At 73.9% G+C, this 14690-nt stretch carries 15 protein-coding genes; 9 read left to right on the top strand and 6 right to left on the bottom strand.

Annotated elements, in window-relative coordinates; all coding sequences use genetic code 11:
* Positions 1 to 94 precede the first annotated feature (94 nt).
* Positions 95 to 484 carry a DUF6069 family protein gene (locus tag AC1DQC_RS14815; protein WP_477052012.1) on the bottom strand — a complete coding sequence of 130 codons (390 nt, stop codon included), beginning with the start codon at positions 482 to 484 and terminating at the stop codon, positions 95 to 97.
* Positions 485 to 642: 158 nt separating this feature from the next.
* Between AC1DQC_RS14815 and AC1DQC_RS14810 the strand changes: the two genes are divergently transcribed.
* From AC1DQC_RS14810 to AC1DQC_RS14785, 6 genes are read left to right on the top strand one after another with little or no spacing between them, the layout of a single operon-like run.
* Entirely contained in the window at positions 643 to 1758 is a 1116-nt protein-coding gene (locus AC1DQC_RS14810) for a sensor histidine kinase (protein ID WP_477052011.1), read from the top strand.
* Positions 1755 to 2402 carry a response regulator gene (locus AC1DQC_RS14805; protein ID WP_477052010.1) on the top strand — a complete coding sequence of 216 codons (648 nt, stop codon included), beginning with the start codon at positions 1755 to 1757 and terminating at the stop codon, positions 2400 to 2402. The genes AC1DQC_RS14810 and AC1DQC_RS14805 overlap by 4 nt, the downstream gene beginning before the upstream one ends.
* Positions 2403 to 2433: 31 nt before the next feature.
* Entirely contained in the window at positions 2434 to 3009 is a 576-nt protein-coding gene (dcd, locus tag AC1DQC_RS14800; protein ID WP_477052009.1) for a dCTP deaminase, read from the top strand.
* Between the two features lie 3 nt (positions 3010 to 3012).
* A complete protein-coding gene (locus AC1DQC_RS14795) occupies positions 3013 to 4155 on the top strand; it encodes a hypothetical protein (RefSeq protein ID WP_477052008.1) in 1143 nt (380 codons plus the stop codon).
* Between the two features lies 1 nt (position 4156).
* Complete coding sequence (locus tag AC1DQC_RS14790) at positions 4157 to 4672, top strand: AAA family ATPase (protein WP_477052007.1); 516 nt, start codon at positions 4157 to 4159, stop codon at positions 4670 to 4672.
* On the top strand, positions 4669 to 5130 hold the full coding sequence (locus tag AC1DQC_RS14785; RefSeq protein WP_477052006.1) for an NUDIX hydrolase: 462 nt from the start codon (positions 4669 to 4671) through the stop codon (positions 5128 to 5130). The genes AC1DQC_RS14790 and AC1DQC_RS14785 overlap by 4 nt, the downstream gene beginning before the upstream one ends.
* On the opposite strand, the gene AC1DQC_RS14780 is transcribed toward AC1DQC_RS14785, so the two are convergent.
* Genes AC1DQC_RS14780 through AC1DQC_RS14765 form a run of 4 tightly spaced genes read right to left on the bottom strand, consistent with a single transcriptional unit; the run spans position 5123 to position 8884 of the window.
* Positions 5123 to 5938, bottom strand: a complete 816-nt coding sequence (locus tag AC1DQC_RS14780) for an MBL fold metallo-hydrolase (RefSeq protein WP_477052005.1) — start codon at positions 5936 to 5938, stop codon at positions 5123 to 5125. The genes AC1DQC_RS14785 and AC1DQC_RS14780 overlap by 8 nt on opposite strands.
* 5 nt (positions 5939 to 5943) lie before the next feature.
* Positions 5944 to 6561 (bottom strand): DinB family protein, encoded by a 618-nt coding sequence (locus AC1DQC_RS14775; RefSeq protein ID WP_477052004.1) that lies wholly within the window; start codon positions 6559 to 6561, stop codon positions 5944 to 5946.
* 43 nt (positions 6562 to 6604) lie between these two features.
* Positions 6605 to 6952 (bottom strand): VOC family protein, encoded by a 348-nt coding sequence (locus AC1DQC_RS14770; protein WP_477052003.1) that lies wholly within the window; start codon positions 6950 to 6952, stop codon positions 6605 to 6607.
* Between the two features lie 42 nt (positions 6953 to 6994).
* The gene (locus AC1DQC_RS14765) at positions 6995 to 8884 is read right to left on the bottom strand and encodes an ABC transporter ATP-binding protein (protein ID WP_477052002.1); all 1890 of its coding nucleotides are present in this window, start codon (positions 8882 to 8884) and stop codon (positions 6995 to 6997) included.
* Positions 8885 to 9019: 135 nt separating this feature from the next.
* Here AC1DQC_RS14765 and AC1DQC_RS14760 point away from each other — a divergent pair, with 135 nt between their 5' ends.
* Both AC1DQC_RS14760 and AC1DQC_RS14755 read left to right on the top strand, forming a co-directional pair.
* A complete protein-coding gene (locus AC1DQC_RS14760) occupies positions 9020 to 9436 on the top strand; it encodes a MarR family winged helix-turn-helix transcriptional regulator (protein WP_477052001.1) in 417 nt (138 codons plus the stop codon).
* A 50-nt stretch (positions 9437 to 9486) separates the two neighbouring features.
* Entirely contained in the window at positions 9487 to 10761 is a 1275-nt protein-coding gene (locus AC1DQC_RS14755; RefSeq protein WP_477052000.1) for a threonine/serine exporter family protein, read from the top strand.
* Positions 10762 to 10764: 3 nt separating this feature from the next.
* Here the strand turns inward: AC1DQC_RS14755 and AC1DQC_RS14750 are convergent, their stop codons facing one another.
* Positions 10765 to 12537, bottom strand: coding sequence for an ABC transporter ATP-binding protein (locus tag AC1DQC_RS14750; RefSeq protein ID WP_477051999.1), 1773 nt, complete (start codon positions 12535 to 12537; stop codon positions 10765 to 10767).
* 175 nt (positions 12538 to 12712) lie between these two features.
* On the opposite strand from AC1DQC_RS14750, the gene AC1DQC_RS14745 reads away from it, so the two are divergent.
* Positions 12713 to 14689 carry a penicillin acylase family protein gene (locus AC1DQC_RS14745; RefSeq protein WP_477051998.1) on the top strand — a complete coding sequence of 659 codons (1977 nt, stop codon included), beginning with the start codon at positions 12713 to 12715 and terminating at the stop codon, positions 14687 to 14689.
* The last annotated feature ends 1 nt before the right edge of the window (position 14690 follow it).

Below are 14690 nucleotides of genomic sequence, written 5' to 3'. Positions count from 1 at the left end.
CGCATCTCCCGACGAGAGCATAGCCGCCAAGATCGTGTGGTGGAACGGCCCGGGGGGCCGAGGAGCAGAAAACCCTCGTCGGCCCCCGGCCCGGTCAGCTTGCCAGGGCGGGCGTGCGGACCGGAACGCGCCGCGGGTCCAGGCCGACCGCGAGGACCGTGCCGACGGTCAGGTGGAGCGCCGCCAGCGTGGCCACGGCCGCGGGTGACGATGCGCTGAGCGGCCCCAGCAGCGAGATCAGCAGGACGATGCCGCAGGTCAGCCGCCACGCGACGGCCGTCCGGCGGCGGAGCAGGGTGCGGACGCCCCAGGCGCCGAGGGTGACGACGAGGACGGTGAGCACGACGGCCGGTGCGCCGATCGTCTGCGTGGGTGTGCCCGCTTCGAGGTCGACGCCGGCGACGGGGACCGCGAGCCCCCAGATCACGAGGGCGAGTGCGGCGGCGGTGACGGCGACGAGCCAGACGGGGATCGGACGGGCCATGAGCTTCTCCTGACGGTCGAGGTGGACGACGCCCACGCTCCCGGTTGGGCCGGTGCCGCCACCTCGGGCCGTGGTCGGGCGTCCTGCCGCCCGAGGACCGGGGTGCCCCCTCCTTTGGTCGGTGGTGGCCCGGTCGGCCGCGTTCCTACGCTCACCGCATGACCTGCGACGACCCGTCCCTGCGACGCGACGTTCCCGCCGTTCCCGTCCTGCTCGGGCTGCTGGCGGGGATGGCCGCGCTCACCTTCTTCGCCGCGTGGGCCGCACGGGGCGACGGCGTGCCGCTGGCGGTCGACCTGCTGCTCGGCGTCTTCGCCATCGCGGTGCTGCCCCTGCTGCGCACCCGGCCGCTGCTCGGCGGGATGCTGCTGGGCGTGCTCGCGGCGCTGAGCCCGGCGGCGACGCCGTCGGCGACGGCCGGCACCTATGTGGTCGCCCGCCGTGAGCGGCTGCGGATCGCCGTTCCCGTGGCGGTCGCGAGCCTGGTCGGGCACGCGGTGCAGGCGCTCTGGCGGTCCGTCGGGCTGCCGCTCGGATGGTGGCTCCTGTGCGACGTCGCGGTCCACGCGGCGCTGCTGGGCTGGGGCGCGTACGGCCGGACGCGCGACGCGCTGGTCGACGAGTGGCGGGCGCGGGCCCGGCGGGCGGAGGAGGAGCAGGCGGGCAAGGTGGCCGACGCCCGCCGCGCCGAGCGCACCCGGATCGCGCGCGAGATGCACGACACGCTGGCGCACCGGCTGACCCTGCTGGCCACGACCGCCGGCGCCCTGGAGTACCGGGCGGACCTGTCGCCGGAGCAGGTGCAGGCCGCGGCCGGCGTGGTGCGGACCAGCGCGGGCGAGGCGCTCGACGAGCTGCGGACCGTGATCGGCGTGCTGCGCGAGTCGCCGGAGGAGCTGCGGCCGACGCCGGGCATCGCCGACCTCCCCGCGCTCGTGGCGCAGGAGCGCGCGGCGGGGGCGCGCGTCACGCTCGACGCCGCCGACCTCGTCGTCCCCACCGCGGTCGGGCTCGCGGTGTACCGGACCTGCCAGGAGGGGCTGACGAACGCGCGGCGGCACGCGCCCGGCTCGACCGTGTCCGTCGCGGTCCGGCTCGACGACGGGTTGCGGGTGCGGGTGGGCAACGGACCGGGGGGCCGGGGCCTCGGCCCCGGGACCGGCACCGGTCTTGTCGGGCTGACGGAACGGATCGAGCTGCTGGGTGGGACGGTGTCGGCGGAGTCGACGTCGGACGGCTTCGTGCTGGAGGCGTGGCTACCGTGGGAGCCGTGACGGTCCGGGTGCTGGTGGTCGACGACGACGCGCTCGTGCGCTCGGGGCTGACGCTCATGCTCGACGGGGCGCGCGGCATCGCGGTGGTCGGGCAGGCCGCCGACGGGGGCGCCGTGCCCGCGGCGCTGGACGTCCACCCCGTCGACGTCGTGCTCATGGACCTCCGGATGCCGGGCGTCGACGGCATCACGGCGACGCGGGCGGTGCGCCGGCGACAGGACCCGCCCGCCGTGGTCGTGCTCACCACGTTCGACACCGCCGACGAGGTCGAGGCCGCCATGCACGCCGGCGCGAGCGGCTACCTGCTCAAGGACACCGACCCGGAGCGGATCGTCGAGGCGGTGCTGGCGGCGGCCGCGGGCGAGCCGGTGCTGTCGCCGCGGGTGGCGCGTCGGCTTATGGACTCGACCGCCCGCGCGGGCGGGTCGCGGGCCGCGGCCCGGGCATCGCTCGACCTCCTGACCGACCGCGAGCGGGACGTCGTCGTCGCGATCGGGCGCGGTGCGAGCAACGCCGACATCGGCCGCGAGCTGTACGTCTCGCTCGCCACCGTGAAGGCGCACGTGTCGAGCATCCTGCTCAAGCTCGGGCTGGAGAACCGGACGCAGGTGGCGCTGCTCGTCCATGACGCGGACCAGCCCTGAGGACCGCGCGGACCGGACTAGCGTGGCCCCCGTGCTGCTCTCCGACCGCGACATCAGGGCCGAGCTCGAGTCGGGCCGCGTGGCCCTCGACCCCTACGACCCGGCCATGCTCCAGCCGTCGAGCATCGACGTGCGCCTCGACCGGTACTTCCGGCTGTTCGACAACCACAAGTACCCGTTCATCGACCCGGCGGCGGACCAGCCGGAGCTGACGCGGCTGGTCGAGGTCTCCGCGGGCGAGTCGTTCGTGCTGCACCCCGGTGAGTTCGTGCTCGGGTCGACGTACGAGGCCGTGACGCTTCCCGACGACATCGCCGCGCGGCTCGAGGGCAAGTCGTCGCTGGGACGCCTCGGCCTGCTCACGCACTCGACCGCGGGCTTCATCGATCCCGGGTTCTCCGGCCACGTGACGCTCGAGCTGTCCAACGTGGCGACGCTGCCCATCCTGCTGTGGCCCGGCATGAAGATCGGCCAGATGTGCTTCTTCCGGCTGTCGTCGCCGTCCGAGCACCCCTACGGCTCGTCGGAGTACGGCTCGCGCTACCAGGGTCAGCGCGGCCCGACGGCGTCGCGGTCGTGGCAGAACTTCCACCGGACGGACGTCTGAGGCGTGGCCCGGCTCACCCGGCTGCGGGCGGACGACCCTGGTCTGCGGGACCGACACCTTCTCGCGCTGCCGCCCGACGTCGAGGCCGACGAGGTCGAGGTGCTGGCCATCAGCCGGTTCGCCAACGCGCGCTGGGAGGAGCAGCAGCAGGACGCCCTGCAGCCGCGCGGGATCATGGGGCCGATGACGGCGGCGCTCGGCATCCGCGCCGTGGGGTCCGCGACCGTCCCGCCGCGCACGCTCCGGCTCGCCCGGCTGTCCACGCTCAACGGTCCGTACCGCGTGGAGGCCGAGGACGCTGTCAGCCTCGGACTGCCGACGACGTGCACGCTCGCGTACGTGCTCGTCTGCCCTCGGGAACGCGGCGAGAAGCCCTACCCGGGCGGCGACCGTGACGGCCTCAAGCGTGCCTTCCCCGACGCGATGCCGATCCGCGAGGAGGAGCGGGTGCTGCAGTGGCTGGTGGCGGCCGCCCGTCGGCTGGGCGGCTCGGTGCGCATCGGCGAGCACGGCACGGTCCTGACGCCCGACGTCGACAGCGCGATCGACCTCACGGTGCTGTCCGACTCGTGGCTCGAGCCCGCCGAGGCCCTTGCCGTCGTCCAGCAGGTGCTTCCGCGTGCACGGCTCAGCGAGGCGACCGGCACGTGGACCGGCCCGCAGCCCGGCGTCGGCCGCGACTCGGGCGGCCGGCCCGGGTGGGTCGCCGAGGCCGGCGGGCGCGGGCTGTCGGCAGCGCTGGAGCAGCACGGGGTCGCCGACGAGGCCGAGCGGCGGAGGCTCCTCGACGAGGCCGCGGCGTACGACGAGATCATGATCGCGGTGCCGCCGGCGCCCGAGGCGTACGGCGTGCTCGTCGACCTCGGGCACGACGGCACGCTGTCCGTGGAGGCCGGCGCCGAGACCTCGCTGCCGCCGCTCATGCGCAGCCTGCCCTGGACCGCCGGCGGGGTGGTTGCCTACCGCGTGCACTGGGAGCCGCCGTTCATCGAGGAGCTCGAGGCCGAGCGGCCGTCGTTCGAGCACCGCGTCGCCCGCTCCCGCGCCGCTCCGCTCGTGCAGTCCGTCGCGCGGGCCGTGCACTCGGCGATCGGCGGCGAGATCGCCGACGAGGCCGACTTCCTGGTCGACCCCGAGGACGTCTGAGGTGAGCGGCTCGGTCGTCCTGATCACCGGGGTCATGGCCGCCGGGAAGTCGACCGTCGCGCAGCTGCTGGCCGAGCGGCTGCCGCGGGCCGCGCACGTGCGAGGCGACGTGTTCCGACGGATGCTCGTCTCCGGGCGGGCCGACGTCGCGCCGGACCTGTCCGACGAGTCCGTGAGGCAGCTGCGGCTGCGCTACCGGTTGTCCGCCCTCGTGGCCGACGAGTACGCGGACGCCGGGTTCACGGCCGTAGTCCAGGACATCGCGCTCGGCGACGACCTGCCCGCCTGGGTGGCGATGTTCCGGCACCCGCCGCAAGTGGTCGTGCTGGCGCCGTCAGCCGCGACCGTGCACGCGCGAGAGGCAGCCCGAGCCAAGACCGGCTACGGGTCGTGGACCGTCGAGGACCTCGACTCCGGGCTGCGCGACGGGACACCGCGGATCGGGCTGTGGCTCGACACGTCGGACCAGACGCCGTCGGAGACGGCCGACGTCATTCGGGCGGAGCTCGGGCTGTGACGGCGCGGACGAGCGCCGGGATCCTGCTGTTCCGGCGGACGGCCGGGCTCGAGGTGCTGCTCGGGCACATGGGCGGACCGTTCTGGGCGCGCAAGGACGCGGGCGCGTGGTCGATCCCGAAGGGCGAGCCGTCGCCGGGCGAGGATCCGTGGACGACCGCTCGTCGGGAGTTCGCCGAGGAGCTCGGCGTGCCGGTGCCGGCCGGTGAGCCCATCCCGCTCGGCGACGTCCGGCAGAGCGGCGGCAAGGTCGTGACGGCGTGGGCCCTGGAAGGCGATGTGGACGTCTCCTCGATCACCAGCAACCTGGTCGAGATCACGTGGCCGCCGCGGTCGGGGCAGACCCTGATGGTGCCGGAGCTGGACCGGGCCGGCTGGTTCGCGCCGGACGAGGCGCGGCGGCTCGTCGTGACCGCTCAGGCCGCGTTCGTCGACCGGCTCGAGGAGGCGCTCAGGTGAGGTGGTCGAAGGCGCCGTCGACCCAGCCGATGTGCCGGTCGGCCGATCGGCGGACCACGTCCTTGGCGTCGTCCGCGATGACGTTCGCGAAGTTGCCGTAGAGCCGGTCGAACTCCAGGCGGTCCAGGTGGTCGGCCACGCGCCGGGCCACCGCGCCGGACAGCGGCAGGTGGTTCGGGTAGCTGCGCATGAAGGCCACGGACTTGCGGTCGGGGTTGGCGAAGACCGTGTCGCCCGTGAGCAGGACCCCGCGACCCTCCGCGCCGGCCGCCCAGTGGACGATCGCACTGCCCGGGAAGTGGCCGCCGGGCTGGCTCAGGGCCACGCCGGGCAGGATCTCCCGTTCGCCCGACCACGTGCGGATCACCGGGTCCGGGCGGTTGACCCAGCGGGCGTCGGCCTCCGCGACGAGCACCTCGGCGCCGCCCAGCGCGCGGCTCCACTCGACCTGGGCGCCGAACATGTGGGGGTGGCTCGCGGCGATGTAGCGGACGGTGCCCGTGGAGGCGATCGCCTCGACCACGGCGTCGTCGAGGAAGCCGATCGGGTCCCAGAGCAGGCTGCCCTCGGGCGTGACCAGCAGCTTCGCCTGCTGGCCGATGCCGGCGCCCGGCGTGCTGGTCACGGCGAACAGGTCCGGCTCCAGCGGGTCCACCGACGCCGTGTAGCCCTGCGACCGCAGCTCCGACAGCGTGGTCCAGCGCTGCCCGGCCGCCGGCACCCACTGGCGCTCGTCTGCGCAGATCGGGCAGACGTCGAGCTGTTCGGCGCTCTCCACCGCGCAGGTGGCGCAGATCCAGAAGGTCATGCCGATCACGCTAGCCGGATGTACAGGTCTCGCAGGAGGGCGATCTCGGCGCCGTGGTGGACGACCTCCTGGTTCATCCACCAGACGACGTCGAGGAACGTCTCCTCGGCGTCCGACCCGTTGGGGTAGGTGCTGTAGCCGACCGTGTCGAGGGCGGCGTCGTCGGCACCCAGCAGCGTCGCGCGCCACGCCGCGATCGCCGCGGCCAGGCCCGCGACGGCGCCCGCGGCGGTGCCCTGCGGCTCGTCGCCCGCCTCCGTGTGGGTGTGCGTGCCGTCGGTGTGGTCCGCGCGGCCGGCCAGCGTCTTGGCCACGTGGTTGATCCGCCAGCCGATGGACGTGACCGGCGGCGGCCACGGGTGCGGGCGGCCGCCGTCGTGGCCCCACTCGCCCGACCCGACCAGCCGCGTCGCGCCCAGCCCGCCCGGCCCGTCGACCTGCCGGCGGATCGTCCAGGCGCCCGGGACCGGCTCCCAGAGGACCTCCGCGTCGGTGAGCGGCGGCACCTCGACCTGCACGTCGTCGCCGCTGTCCATGGTCGGGCCGGTGAGGCGCTGCAGGAGGCGGTTGCTGGCGAAGTCGTACTCGGCGAGCAGGGGCGCGAGGCGCGGGGGGACGGTCACGGGGTCGACAGTGGACCTCGGGCCCCGCCGGTCGCAACAGGATTCAGGCCGGCTTCACCACGCACCACTCGTTGCCCTCGGGATCGCGCAGCACCTGGAACGAGCCGGCGGTGTCGGCGTGGACCTCGCCGAGCCGCGTCGCGCCGAGCGCTTCGGCCTGCGCGGTGGCCGTGGCGATGTCGGCGACCTCGACGTCCAGGTGCATCCGGTTCTTGGCGACCTTGCCCTCGGGCACCCGCTGGAACGCGACGCGCGTCCAGCCGGGCGGGTCGACGTAGTGCCAGTCGTCGTCGCGGGCCCGAGGCTCGCCGCCGAGCACGTCGGCCCAGAAGCGGGCCAGGGCCGGCGGGTTCGCGCAGTCGAAGACCACCTCGTCGATGCGTCCGATCATGCGGCGACGGTACCGGCGAGGTGGGTCGCGAGTGGCCGGTTTTCAGGCGGCGGCGGGCGTCGGTTCGGTGCTGGCGAACTGGGTGCGGTAGAGCTCGGCGTAGACGCCGCCGCGCGCGAGCAGGTCCGCGTGCGTGCCCTGGTCGATCACCCGGCCGGCCTCGATCACGACGATCGAGTCGGCCTGGCGGATGGTCGACAGGCGGTGCGCGATGACGATGCTGGTGCGACCGACCAGGGCCTCGTCTAGGGCGGCCTGCACCGCGGACTCCGACTCGGAGTCGAGGTGCGCCGTGGCCTCGTCCAGCACCACCACGTCGGGGGCCTTGAGCAGCAGCCGGGCGATGGCCAGGCGCTGACGCTCGCCGCCGGACAGGCGGTAGCCGCGGTCGCCGACCACGGTGTGGATGCCGTCGGGCAGGCTGGCCACGAGGTCCGCGATGTGCGCCTGGCGCAGCGCGCGCTCGATGTCGTCGTCGGTGGCCTCGGGCCGGGCGTAGCGCAGGTTCTCCGCGATCGTGTCGTGGAACAGGTGCGCCTCCTGGCTGACGACGCCGACGGTGGCCCGCAGCGAGGCGTGCGTGACGTCGCGCAGGTCGGTGCCGGCGATGCGCACCGCGCCGCGGGTCGGGTCGTACATGCGCGTGACCAGCTGGGAGATAGTCGTCTTGCCGGCGCCCGAGTGACCCACGAGCGCGACCATGTGGCCCGCCGGGACCGTGAAGCTGACGTTGCGCAGGGTGTCGTCGATGGGCTCGTGGCGCAGGGTCGCGACGGACTCCAGCGACGCGAGCGAGACCTCGTCGGCACCCGGGTACCGGAAGCCGACGGTGTCGAGCTCGACGCTCGCGCCGTGCTCCTGCACCGCGGGCCGCAGGTCGACGGCGTCCGGCTTCTCGGCGACGGTCGGCTCCAGGTCGAGCACCTCCAGCACGCGCTCGAAGCTGACCAGCGCGGTCATCACGTCGACCTGGACGTTGGACATCGCGGTGAGCGGTCCGTAGAGGCGGCCCAGGTAGGCGGTGAGGGCGACGACGACGCCGACGGTGAGCTCGCCGCGGATCGCCATCACGCCGCCGAGCCCGTAGACGATGGCGACCGCCACCGACGCGAGAGTGGTCAGGCCGACGCGGAACCACGTGGAGTACAGGGCGCGCGTGACGCCGATGTCGCGGACCCGACCCACCTGCGCCGCGTAGCCGGCCGACTCGCGCTCCGGGTCGCCGAAGATCTTGACCAGGTGGGCACCCGCGACGTTGAACCGCTCGTTCATGATCTGCGCGGCCTCGGCGTTGAGGTCGTAGCTCTCGCGCGTGATCTTCGCGATCTTCTTGCCGAACCAGCGGGCGGGGAAGACGAAGGCCGGCAGCAGGACCAGGCTCAGCAGGGTCAGCTGCCACGACATGCTCAGCATCGCCGCGAGGACGAAGACGATGGTCAGCGAGTTGCTCACCACGTTCTGCAGCGTGCTGGTGAACGCCTGCTGCGCGCCCAGCACGTCGCCGTTGAGGCGCTGCACGAGCGCGCCGGTCTTGGCGCGGCTGAAGAACGCGAGCGGCATGCGCTGCACGTGGTCGAACACCGCGGTGCGCAGGTCGAGGATCAGTCCCTCGCCCACCTGCGACGACACCCAGCGGTCCGCGACCGACAGGCCCGCGCCGACGATCGCGAGGCCGGCGACGACCGCCGCGATGCCCAGCACGAGAGTGGTGTTGCCCTTGCTGATGCCGTCGTCGATGAGGTTCTTGAACAGCAGCGGCGTGACCGCGCCCGCGGCCGCCTCGAGCCCGATGAGGACGACGAAGACCGCGAGCTTCACCCGGTACGGGCGCGCGAACTCGAGGATGCGCTTGAGGGTGGCGCGCGTGAGCTTGTGGTCCGCGACCGTGCGGTCCTTGGCGAAGCTGCGCATGTTGGGACTTCCGGTGGCCATCGACACGGGCCCACCTCCTGGTTCTGGGGCTCCACCGGAGCAACCGGCCGCTGCGGCGGCGGATTCCTTCTCCGATGCGATGCTGAGGTTAACTCACTATGTGCCTGGTTCACAACATGGGGTAACCTCTCGGCCGTGGACGAATCGGGGGAGCTGCTCGAGCTGCTCTACGGCGTGCTCCGCGGCGTGCGGCGGGACGCGGCCGACCGGCTCGAGCTGCAGGGCACCACGCCCGGGCAGCTGCGCCTGCTGCGGATGCTGGAGAAGTGCGACGGCCCGCGGCGGCTCGGGGAGCTCGCGGCGGCGCTGGACGTCGCGCCGCGCTCGGTGACGTCGAAGGTCGACCTGGCCGAGCAGGACGGGCTCGTCCGGCGGCTGCCCGACCCCACCGACCGGCGCGCGACCCTGCTCGAGCTCACCCCGGCCGGGCGCGCCCTGCTCGCCGCGATCTCCGCGCAGCGGCACGAAGGGGCGGCGGAGCGGCTCGGGCGGCTGTCCGAGGCCGAGCAGGCCGAGCTGCTGCGGATGCTCCGGGTGGTCGCCGAGCAGTAGCCGGGACGATCGGCCCGCCCGGCGGTCGCGGCGCGCGACATCATGGGGTCGTGCCCAGGACGCCGGACGACGACGAGCTCGAGCTGATCCGTCGTTCCGGCGTGGTGCTGCAGGTCGGGCGCCTGAGCCTGTCGGCCGGCACGGGCGCCTACCGGGTCAAGGCGTCGATGGCGCGCGTCGCCCACGCGCTCGGGATCGAGCGGCACGAGGCCCACGTGACCCTGACGGAGATCACCACGACCTCCCACCGGGGCGCGAGCTTCCGCACCGAGGTGACCGAGGTCCGCAGCATCGGGGTCGACGTGGACCGGCTGGCGGGGCTGGAGCGCCTGGCCGGCCGGCTCGACACCGCCGGCACCGCCGGCACCGCGACGGTCGAGCAGGTCTCGACCGAGCTCGACCGGATCGCGGGCAAGGCGCCGCTGTACCCCGTGCCGCTCAACGCGCTGTGGGCGGCGATCGCCTGCGCGGCCTTCTCGTTCCTCAACAACGGGGGTGTCGTCGAGATCGCCGGCGTCTTCGTCGGGGCGTACCTGGGTCAGGCGCTGCGGCGCACGATGCTGCATCGCAAGTTCAACCAGTTCGGCGTCACCATGCTCGCCGCGACCGTGGCGTGCCTCGGCTACCTGGGGTTCGTCACGCTGCTGCAGGCGTTGGGCGTCACGGGCGGACGGCACGAGGTCGGCTACGTGTCGGCGGTCCTCTTCCTCATCCCGGGGTTCCCCCTGGTGACCGGCTTCCTCGACCTGGCCAAGCTCGACTTCTCGGCGGCGGTCGCCCGGCTGACCTACGCGCTGATGATCGTGACGTCGGCCGGCCTCGCGGTCTGGGCCCTCTCGCTCGTGGTCGGGCTCACCCCGGACCCGCCCAGCCCGCCCGCCCTCGCCGCGGGTCCGCTGATCGCGCTCCAGCTGGTCGCCAGCTTCCTCGGGGTGCTCGGCTTCGCGCTGATGTTCAACAGCCCCTGGCGGATCGCGCTCGCGGCGGCCGTCGTCGGGATGGCCGCCAACGTGCCGCGCATCCACCTGGTCGCGGCGTCGGTGCCTCCGCAGGCCGCTGCGGCGATGGCGGCGCTGGTGGTGGGCCTGCTCGCCGCCGTCGTGGCGCCACGGCTCGACGTCCCGCGCATCACCGTCTACGTCCCCGCCGTGACGATCATGGTGCCCGGCGTGCTGGTCTACCGGGCCGTGTTCCACATCTCCAACGGCCGGACGGTCCAGGCGCTCGACTACGGGGTGCAGGCCGCGCTCGTCGTCGCAGCGCTGGCGATCGGGCTGGCCATCGCGAGGATGCTCACCGACCGGACGTGGGCGTTCGAGCGCTGACGGTCAGACCTGCTGGGCGCGCTGGAGGCGGGCGTAGCGGCCGTCGGCGGCGAGCAGGTCGTCGTGGGTGCCGACCTCGACCACGCGGGCGTCGTCGAGGACGACGATCCGGTCCGCCGAGCGGATCGTCGACAGGCGGTGCGCGACGACGAGCGTGGTGCGGCCGCGCATGAGCCGGGCGAGGGCCTCCTTGACGGCGGCCTCCGACTCGGGGTCGAGCGCGGAGGTCGCCTCGTCGAGCAGCAGGATGCGGGGATCGCGGACGAGGGCCCGGGCGATGGCGATGCGCTGGCGCTGGCCACCGGACAGGCGGGCGCCGCGCTCGCCGACGACGGTGTCCCAGCCGTCCGGGAGGGCGTCGACGATCTCGGCCGCGTTGGCGTCGACCAGGGCGGCGCGCACCCGCTCGTCGGACACCTTCGGCATGCCGTACGCGACGTTGTCGCGGATGGAGCCCTCGAACAGCACCGACTCCTGCGGCACCACCGAGACGTGCCGGCGCACGGAGCGCAGGTCGAGGAGCGCGGTGTCGACGCCGTCGAGCAGGAGCCGCCCGCCGGTCGGCCGCAGGAAGCCCAGTGCCAGGTTGAGGACGGTCGACTTGCCGGAGCCCGACGGGCCGACGAACGCGACCGTCTGGCCGGCCTCGATGGTCAGGTCGATGCCGTCGAGTGCGTCCTGGTCGGCGTCGGGGTAGCGGAAGTGCACGTGCTCGAGGGTGAGCCGCCCCTCGACCCGCTCGACGCGGCGCTTGCCGGCGTTCTCTTCGAGGTCCGGCTCCTGCATGACCTCGGCGATGGACCGGACCGACTCGATGCCCTTGGCGCCGATGGGCAGGAGCATCAGCAGGTTGGTCACGGCGCCGGTGATCAGCGCGAAGTACGAGCTCAGCAGCACCACCTGTCCGGCGGTGATGGCGATGATCCCGGTGATCGACATCCACGCGGCGAGCACCAGGCAGAGGACGCCCAGCAGCTGCAGGCTGACCCAGCTCAACGACGCGAACCGGCCGTTGAGCACGTCCAGCCGGAAGCCGGCGGACCGCACGCCCTCGGCGCCGACCGCGACGCGCTCCTCGGCGGTGGCCTCCAGGCCGTGCGCGCGGGTGATCGGCATCAGGGTGGCCATCTCGCCGACGCGCGCGGAGAAGTGCTCGACCTCGCGGCGGAACGACTCGTTGCGCTCGCGGGACCGCTGGGCCAGCACGGCGCGCAGCAGCACGGCGAGCGGGATGGTCAGCGCGTAGACCGGCAGGAACTCCGGCACGGCCAGCGCGGTCATGACGATGGCGCCGAGCATGACCATCGTCGCGCTCAGCAACGGGTGCGCGATCTGCTGGAGCATCACCTCGACGTTCTCCACGTCGCGCACGACCTTGGTCTGCACGATCGACGCGCTGACCCGGCTGTGGAAGCCGATCGACAGGCTCTGCAGGCGCGAGGTCAGACCGTTGCGCAGGTCGGCGCCGATCTGGCGGACCACGCCCATGAAGAGCTTGGTCCACTGCACGTGGTTGGGGTAGTTCTGCAGCAGCGCCGCGACGGCGACCGCCGCCCAGAGCCACAGCTCGCTGGTCGGGCCGCCGGCCACCACGACGTCGATGACCTTGCCCGTGATCACGGGCATGAGCCAGAGCGGCACGTCCTTGAGCGTGAAGAACGCGACCGCGCTCAGGACGCGGCGCCGGTGCGCCCCCAGCAGCCCGAACACCGACCGGACCGGGTGGGCACCGTCGATGTCGACGAGGGCGAGGTGCGCGTGGGTGCTGTCGGTCACGGGTTCCATCGTGACATTCGTCTGCGGCGCTTGGATAGCGCCTTCCCGACGAATCTTGGATCGATTCGACCCGTCGCGGGAGCCCTCGTTGCGTGGAGCCCGTCGGGCTACGGTGAACGACGACGCCGTCCCCCTGACAGGGAGCTCTTCGCGTGCGCGAGCCGACCACGAACTCATGACCGTCTACCGCGACGCCCTCGGTGTGCCCCACGTCCGGGCGGCGGACCACCGGACGCTGGCGTACGAGCAGGGGCGTGTCACGGCGCTCGACCGAGGGCGCCAGCTCGAGGTCGGCCGGTGGCGCGCCGAGGGGCGGCTGGCCGAGCAGCTCGGGGGCGCCGGGCTCGAGTGGGACCGCTTCGCCCGGCGCGCCCAGCTGGCCGACACGGCGCGGCGTGAGTACGCGGCTCTCGCCGACGAGGACCGCGCGTTCGTCGACGCCTACGTGGCGGGCGTGAACGGGGTGATGGCGGAGGAGCCGTGGCCGGCGTGGGCCCCGCTCGGGATCATGCTCGTCAACCACGCGCTCTTCTCGATGTTCCCGCGGCTGCTGTGGAACGAGCACGTGCACCGGACGCTGGGCGACGACGCCGTCGACCTGTTCGACTCCGGCGAGACCGCCGCGCCGGGCTCCAACGCGTGGGCGCTGCACGGCTCGCGCACCGCGTCCGGCAAACCGCTGCTGGCGGGCGACCCGCACCGGATGATCGAGCTGCCGGGCGTGTACCAGCAGGTCAGGCTCGCGTGCGACGAGTTCGACGTGGTCGGCCTGGCCTTCCCCGGCGTCCCGGGCGTGCAGCACTTCGGGCACACCGGGACGGCGGCGTGGGGGATCACCAACGCGATCGCGCACCACGTCGAGGTCTTCCGCGAGCGGCTGTCGCCCGACGGGCTCTCCGCGCTCGGCCCCGACGGCTGGGCGCCCGTCTCCCGGCACACCGAGACCATCCGCGTGCGGGACGGGGCCGACGTCGGCGTCGACGTGGTCGAGACCGACCGCGGACCGGTCGTGCTCGACGGCCTGAGCGTCCGGTTCCCGGCGAGGGTGTCCTCCGACGTGGGGTTCTCCTGCCTGCTGCCGCTGCTCCGCGCCCGTTCGGCGGCCGACGTCGCCGACGCCCTGCGCGGCTGGGTCGACCCCGTGAACCGGGTGCTCGCCGCGGACTCCGCCGGGGCCGTGCTGACCTTCGACGCCGGTCTCGTCGTGACGCGACCGCCGCAGGACCGCCGGCTGCCCCACGACGCCTGGTCGGAGGCCGCCCGGCCGGCACGGTGGCACCCGCTGGCCGAGCCCGCGACCGTGCGCGACGTGGCGGTGGATGCCAACGAGAAGCCCGCCGCCGAGCGCGACCTCGGGCGCGCGTACGTGGCGCCGTACCGGGCGCGCCGGATCCGCGAGCTGCTGTCCGAGCCGCGCGCCTGGGCGCCCGCCGACATGGCCGCCATCCACGGCGACACCCTGTTGGGCGGCGCCGACGAGCTGCTCGCCTGGGTGCGTCGCGCCGACGACCTCTCGCCCGAGGCCTTCGGGCTGCGCGACCGGCTGCTGGTCTGGGACCGGCACATGTCCGCGGGCAGCGTCGACGCCGGCGCGTTCGCCGCCTGGCGGACGGAGGTCGCGGTGCTGGTCACCGCTCACCCGTCCCTGGCGCGACTGCACGAGCCGCATGGGCACGGCGCCCTGTTCGACCCGTGGCTCACGGTGGCCGGGCGGGTGGCGGACGCGCTGCCGCGGCTCCTCGCCTCGGCGTCGCTCGGCATCGACGGCGCCGCGCTGGCGCGCGAGGCGCTCGAGCGGGTCGCGTCGTCGCCGGTCGACGACAGCTGGGGCGAGCGCCATCGACTCCAGCCCGTCGCCGTGCCACTCGGGGTTGCCGGCCTGGCCGTCGACCCGGTCCCGCTGTCGGGCGACACCGACTGCGTGCGGTGCACCGCGAGCGTGCCCGGCGTGAGCGACCGGTGCTGGCGCGGGTCCGTCGCGCGCTGGGTGTGGGATCTCGACGACCGCGCCCGCAGCCGGTGGGGCGTCCCGTTCGGCGCCTCGGGGGATCCCACGAGCGCGCACGCCACCGACCAGCTGGCGACCTGGACGGCGGCCGAGTCCGTCGAGATCGTCACCGACTGGGACCTGCTGGAGGAGGAGTCCCCGTGAT

The organism is Cellulomonas sp. P4_H12 (assembly GCF_056400905.1).
This window is presented reverse-complemented; position numbering and strand designations above follow the sequence as displayed.

What these genes read in the sequence shown, in the direction of transcription:
- AC1DQC_RS14810 (WP_477052011.1), top strand. Translation starts at nt 643, where the DNA reads ATGACCTGCGACGACCCGTCCCTGCGACGCGACGTTCCCGCCGTTCCC.
- AC1DQC_RS14765 (WP_477052002.1), bottom strand. Translation starts at nt 8,884, where the DNA reads ATGGCCACCGGAAGTCCCAACATGCGCAGCTTCGCCAAGGACCGCACG.
- AC1DQC_RS14780 (WP_477052005.1), bottom strand. Translation starts at nt 5,938, where the DNA reads ATGACCTTCTGGATCTGCGCCACCTGCGCGGTGGAGAGCGCCGAACAG.
- AC1DQC_RS14815 (WP_477052012.1), bottom strand. Translation starts at nt 484, where the DNA reads ATGGCCCGTCCGATCCCCGTCTGGCTCGTCGCCGTCACCGCCGCCGCA.
- AC1DQC_RS14745 (WP_477051998.1), top strand. Translation starts at nt 12,713, where the DNA reads ATGACCGTCTACCGCGACGCCCTCGGTGTGCCCCACGTCCGGGCGGCG.
- AC1DQC_RS14770 (WP_477052003.1), bottom strand. Translation starts at nt 6,952, where the DNA reads ATGATCGGACGCATCGACGAGGTGGTCTTCGACTGCGCGAACCCGCCG.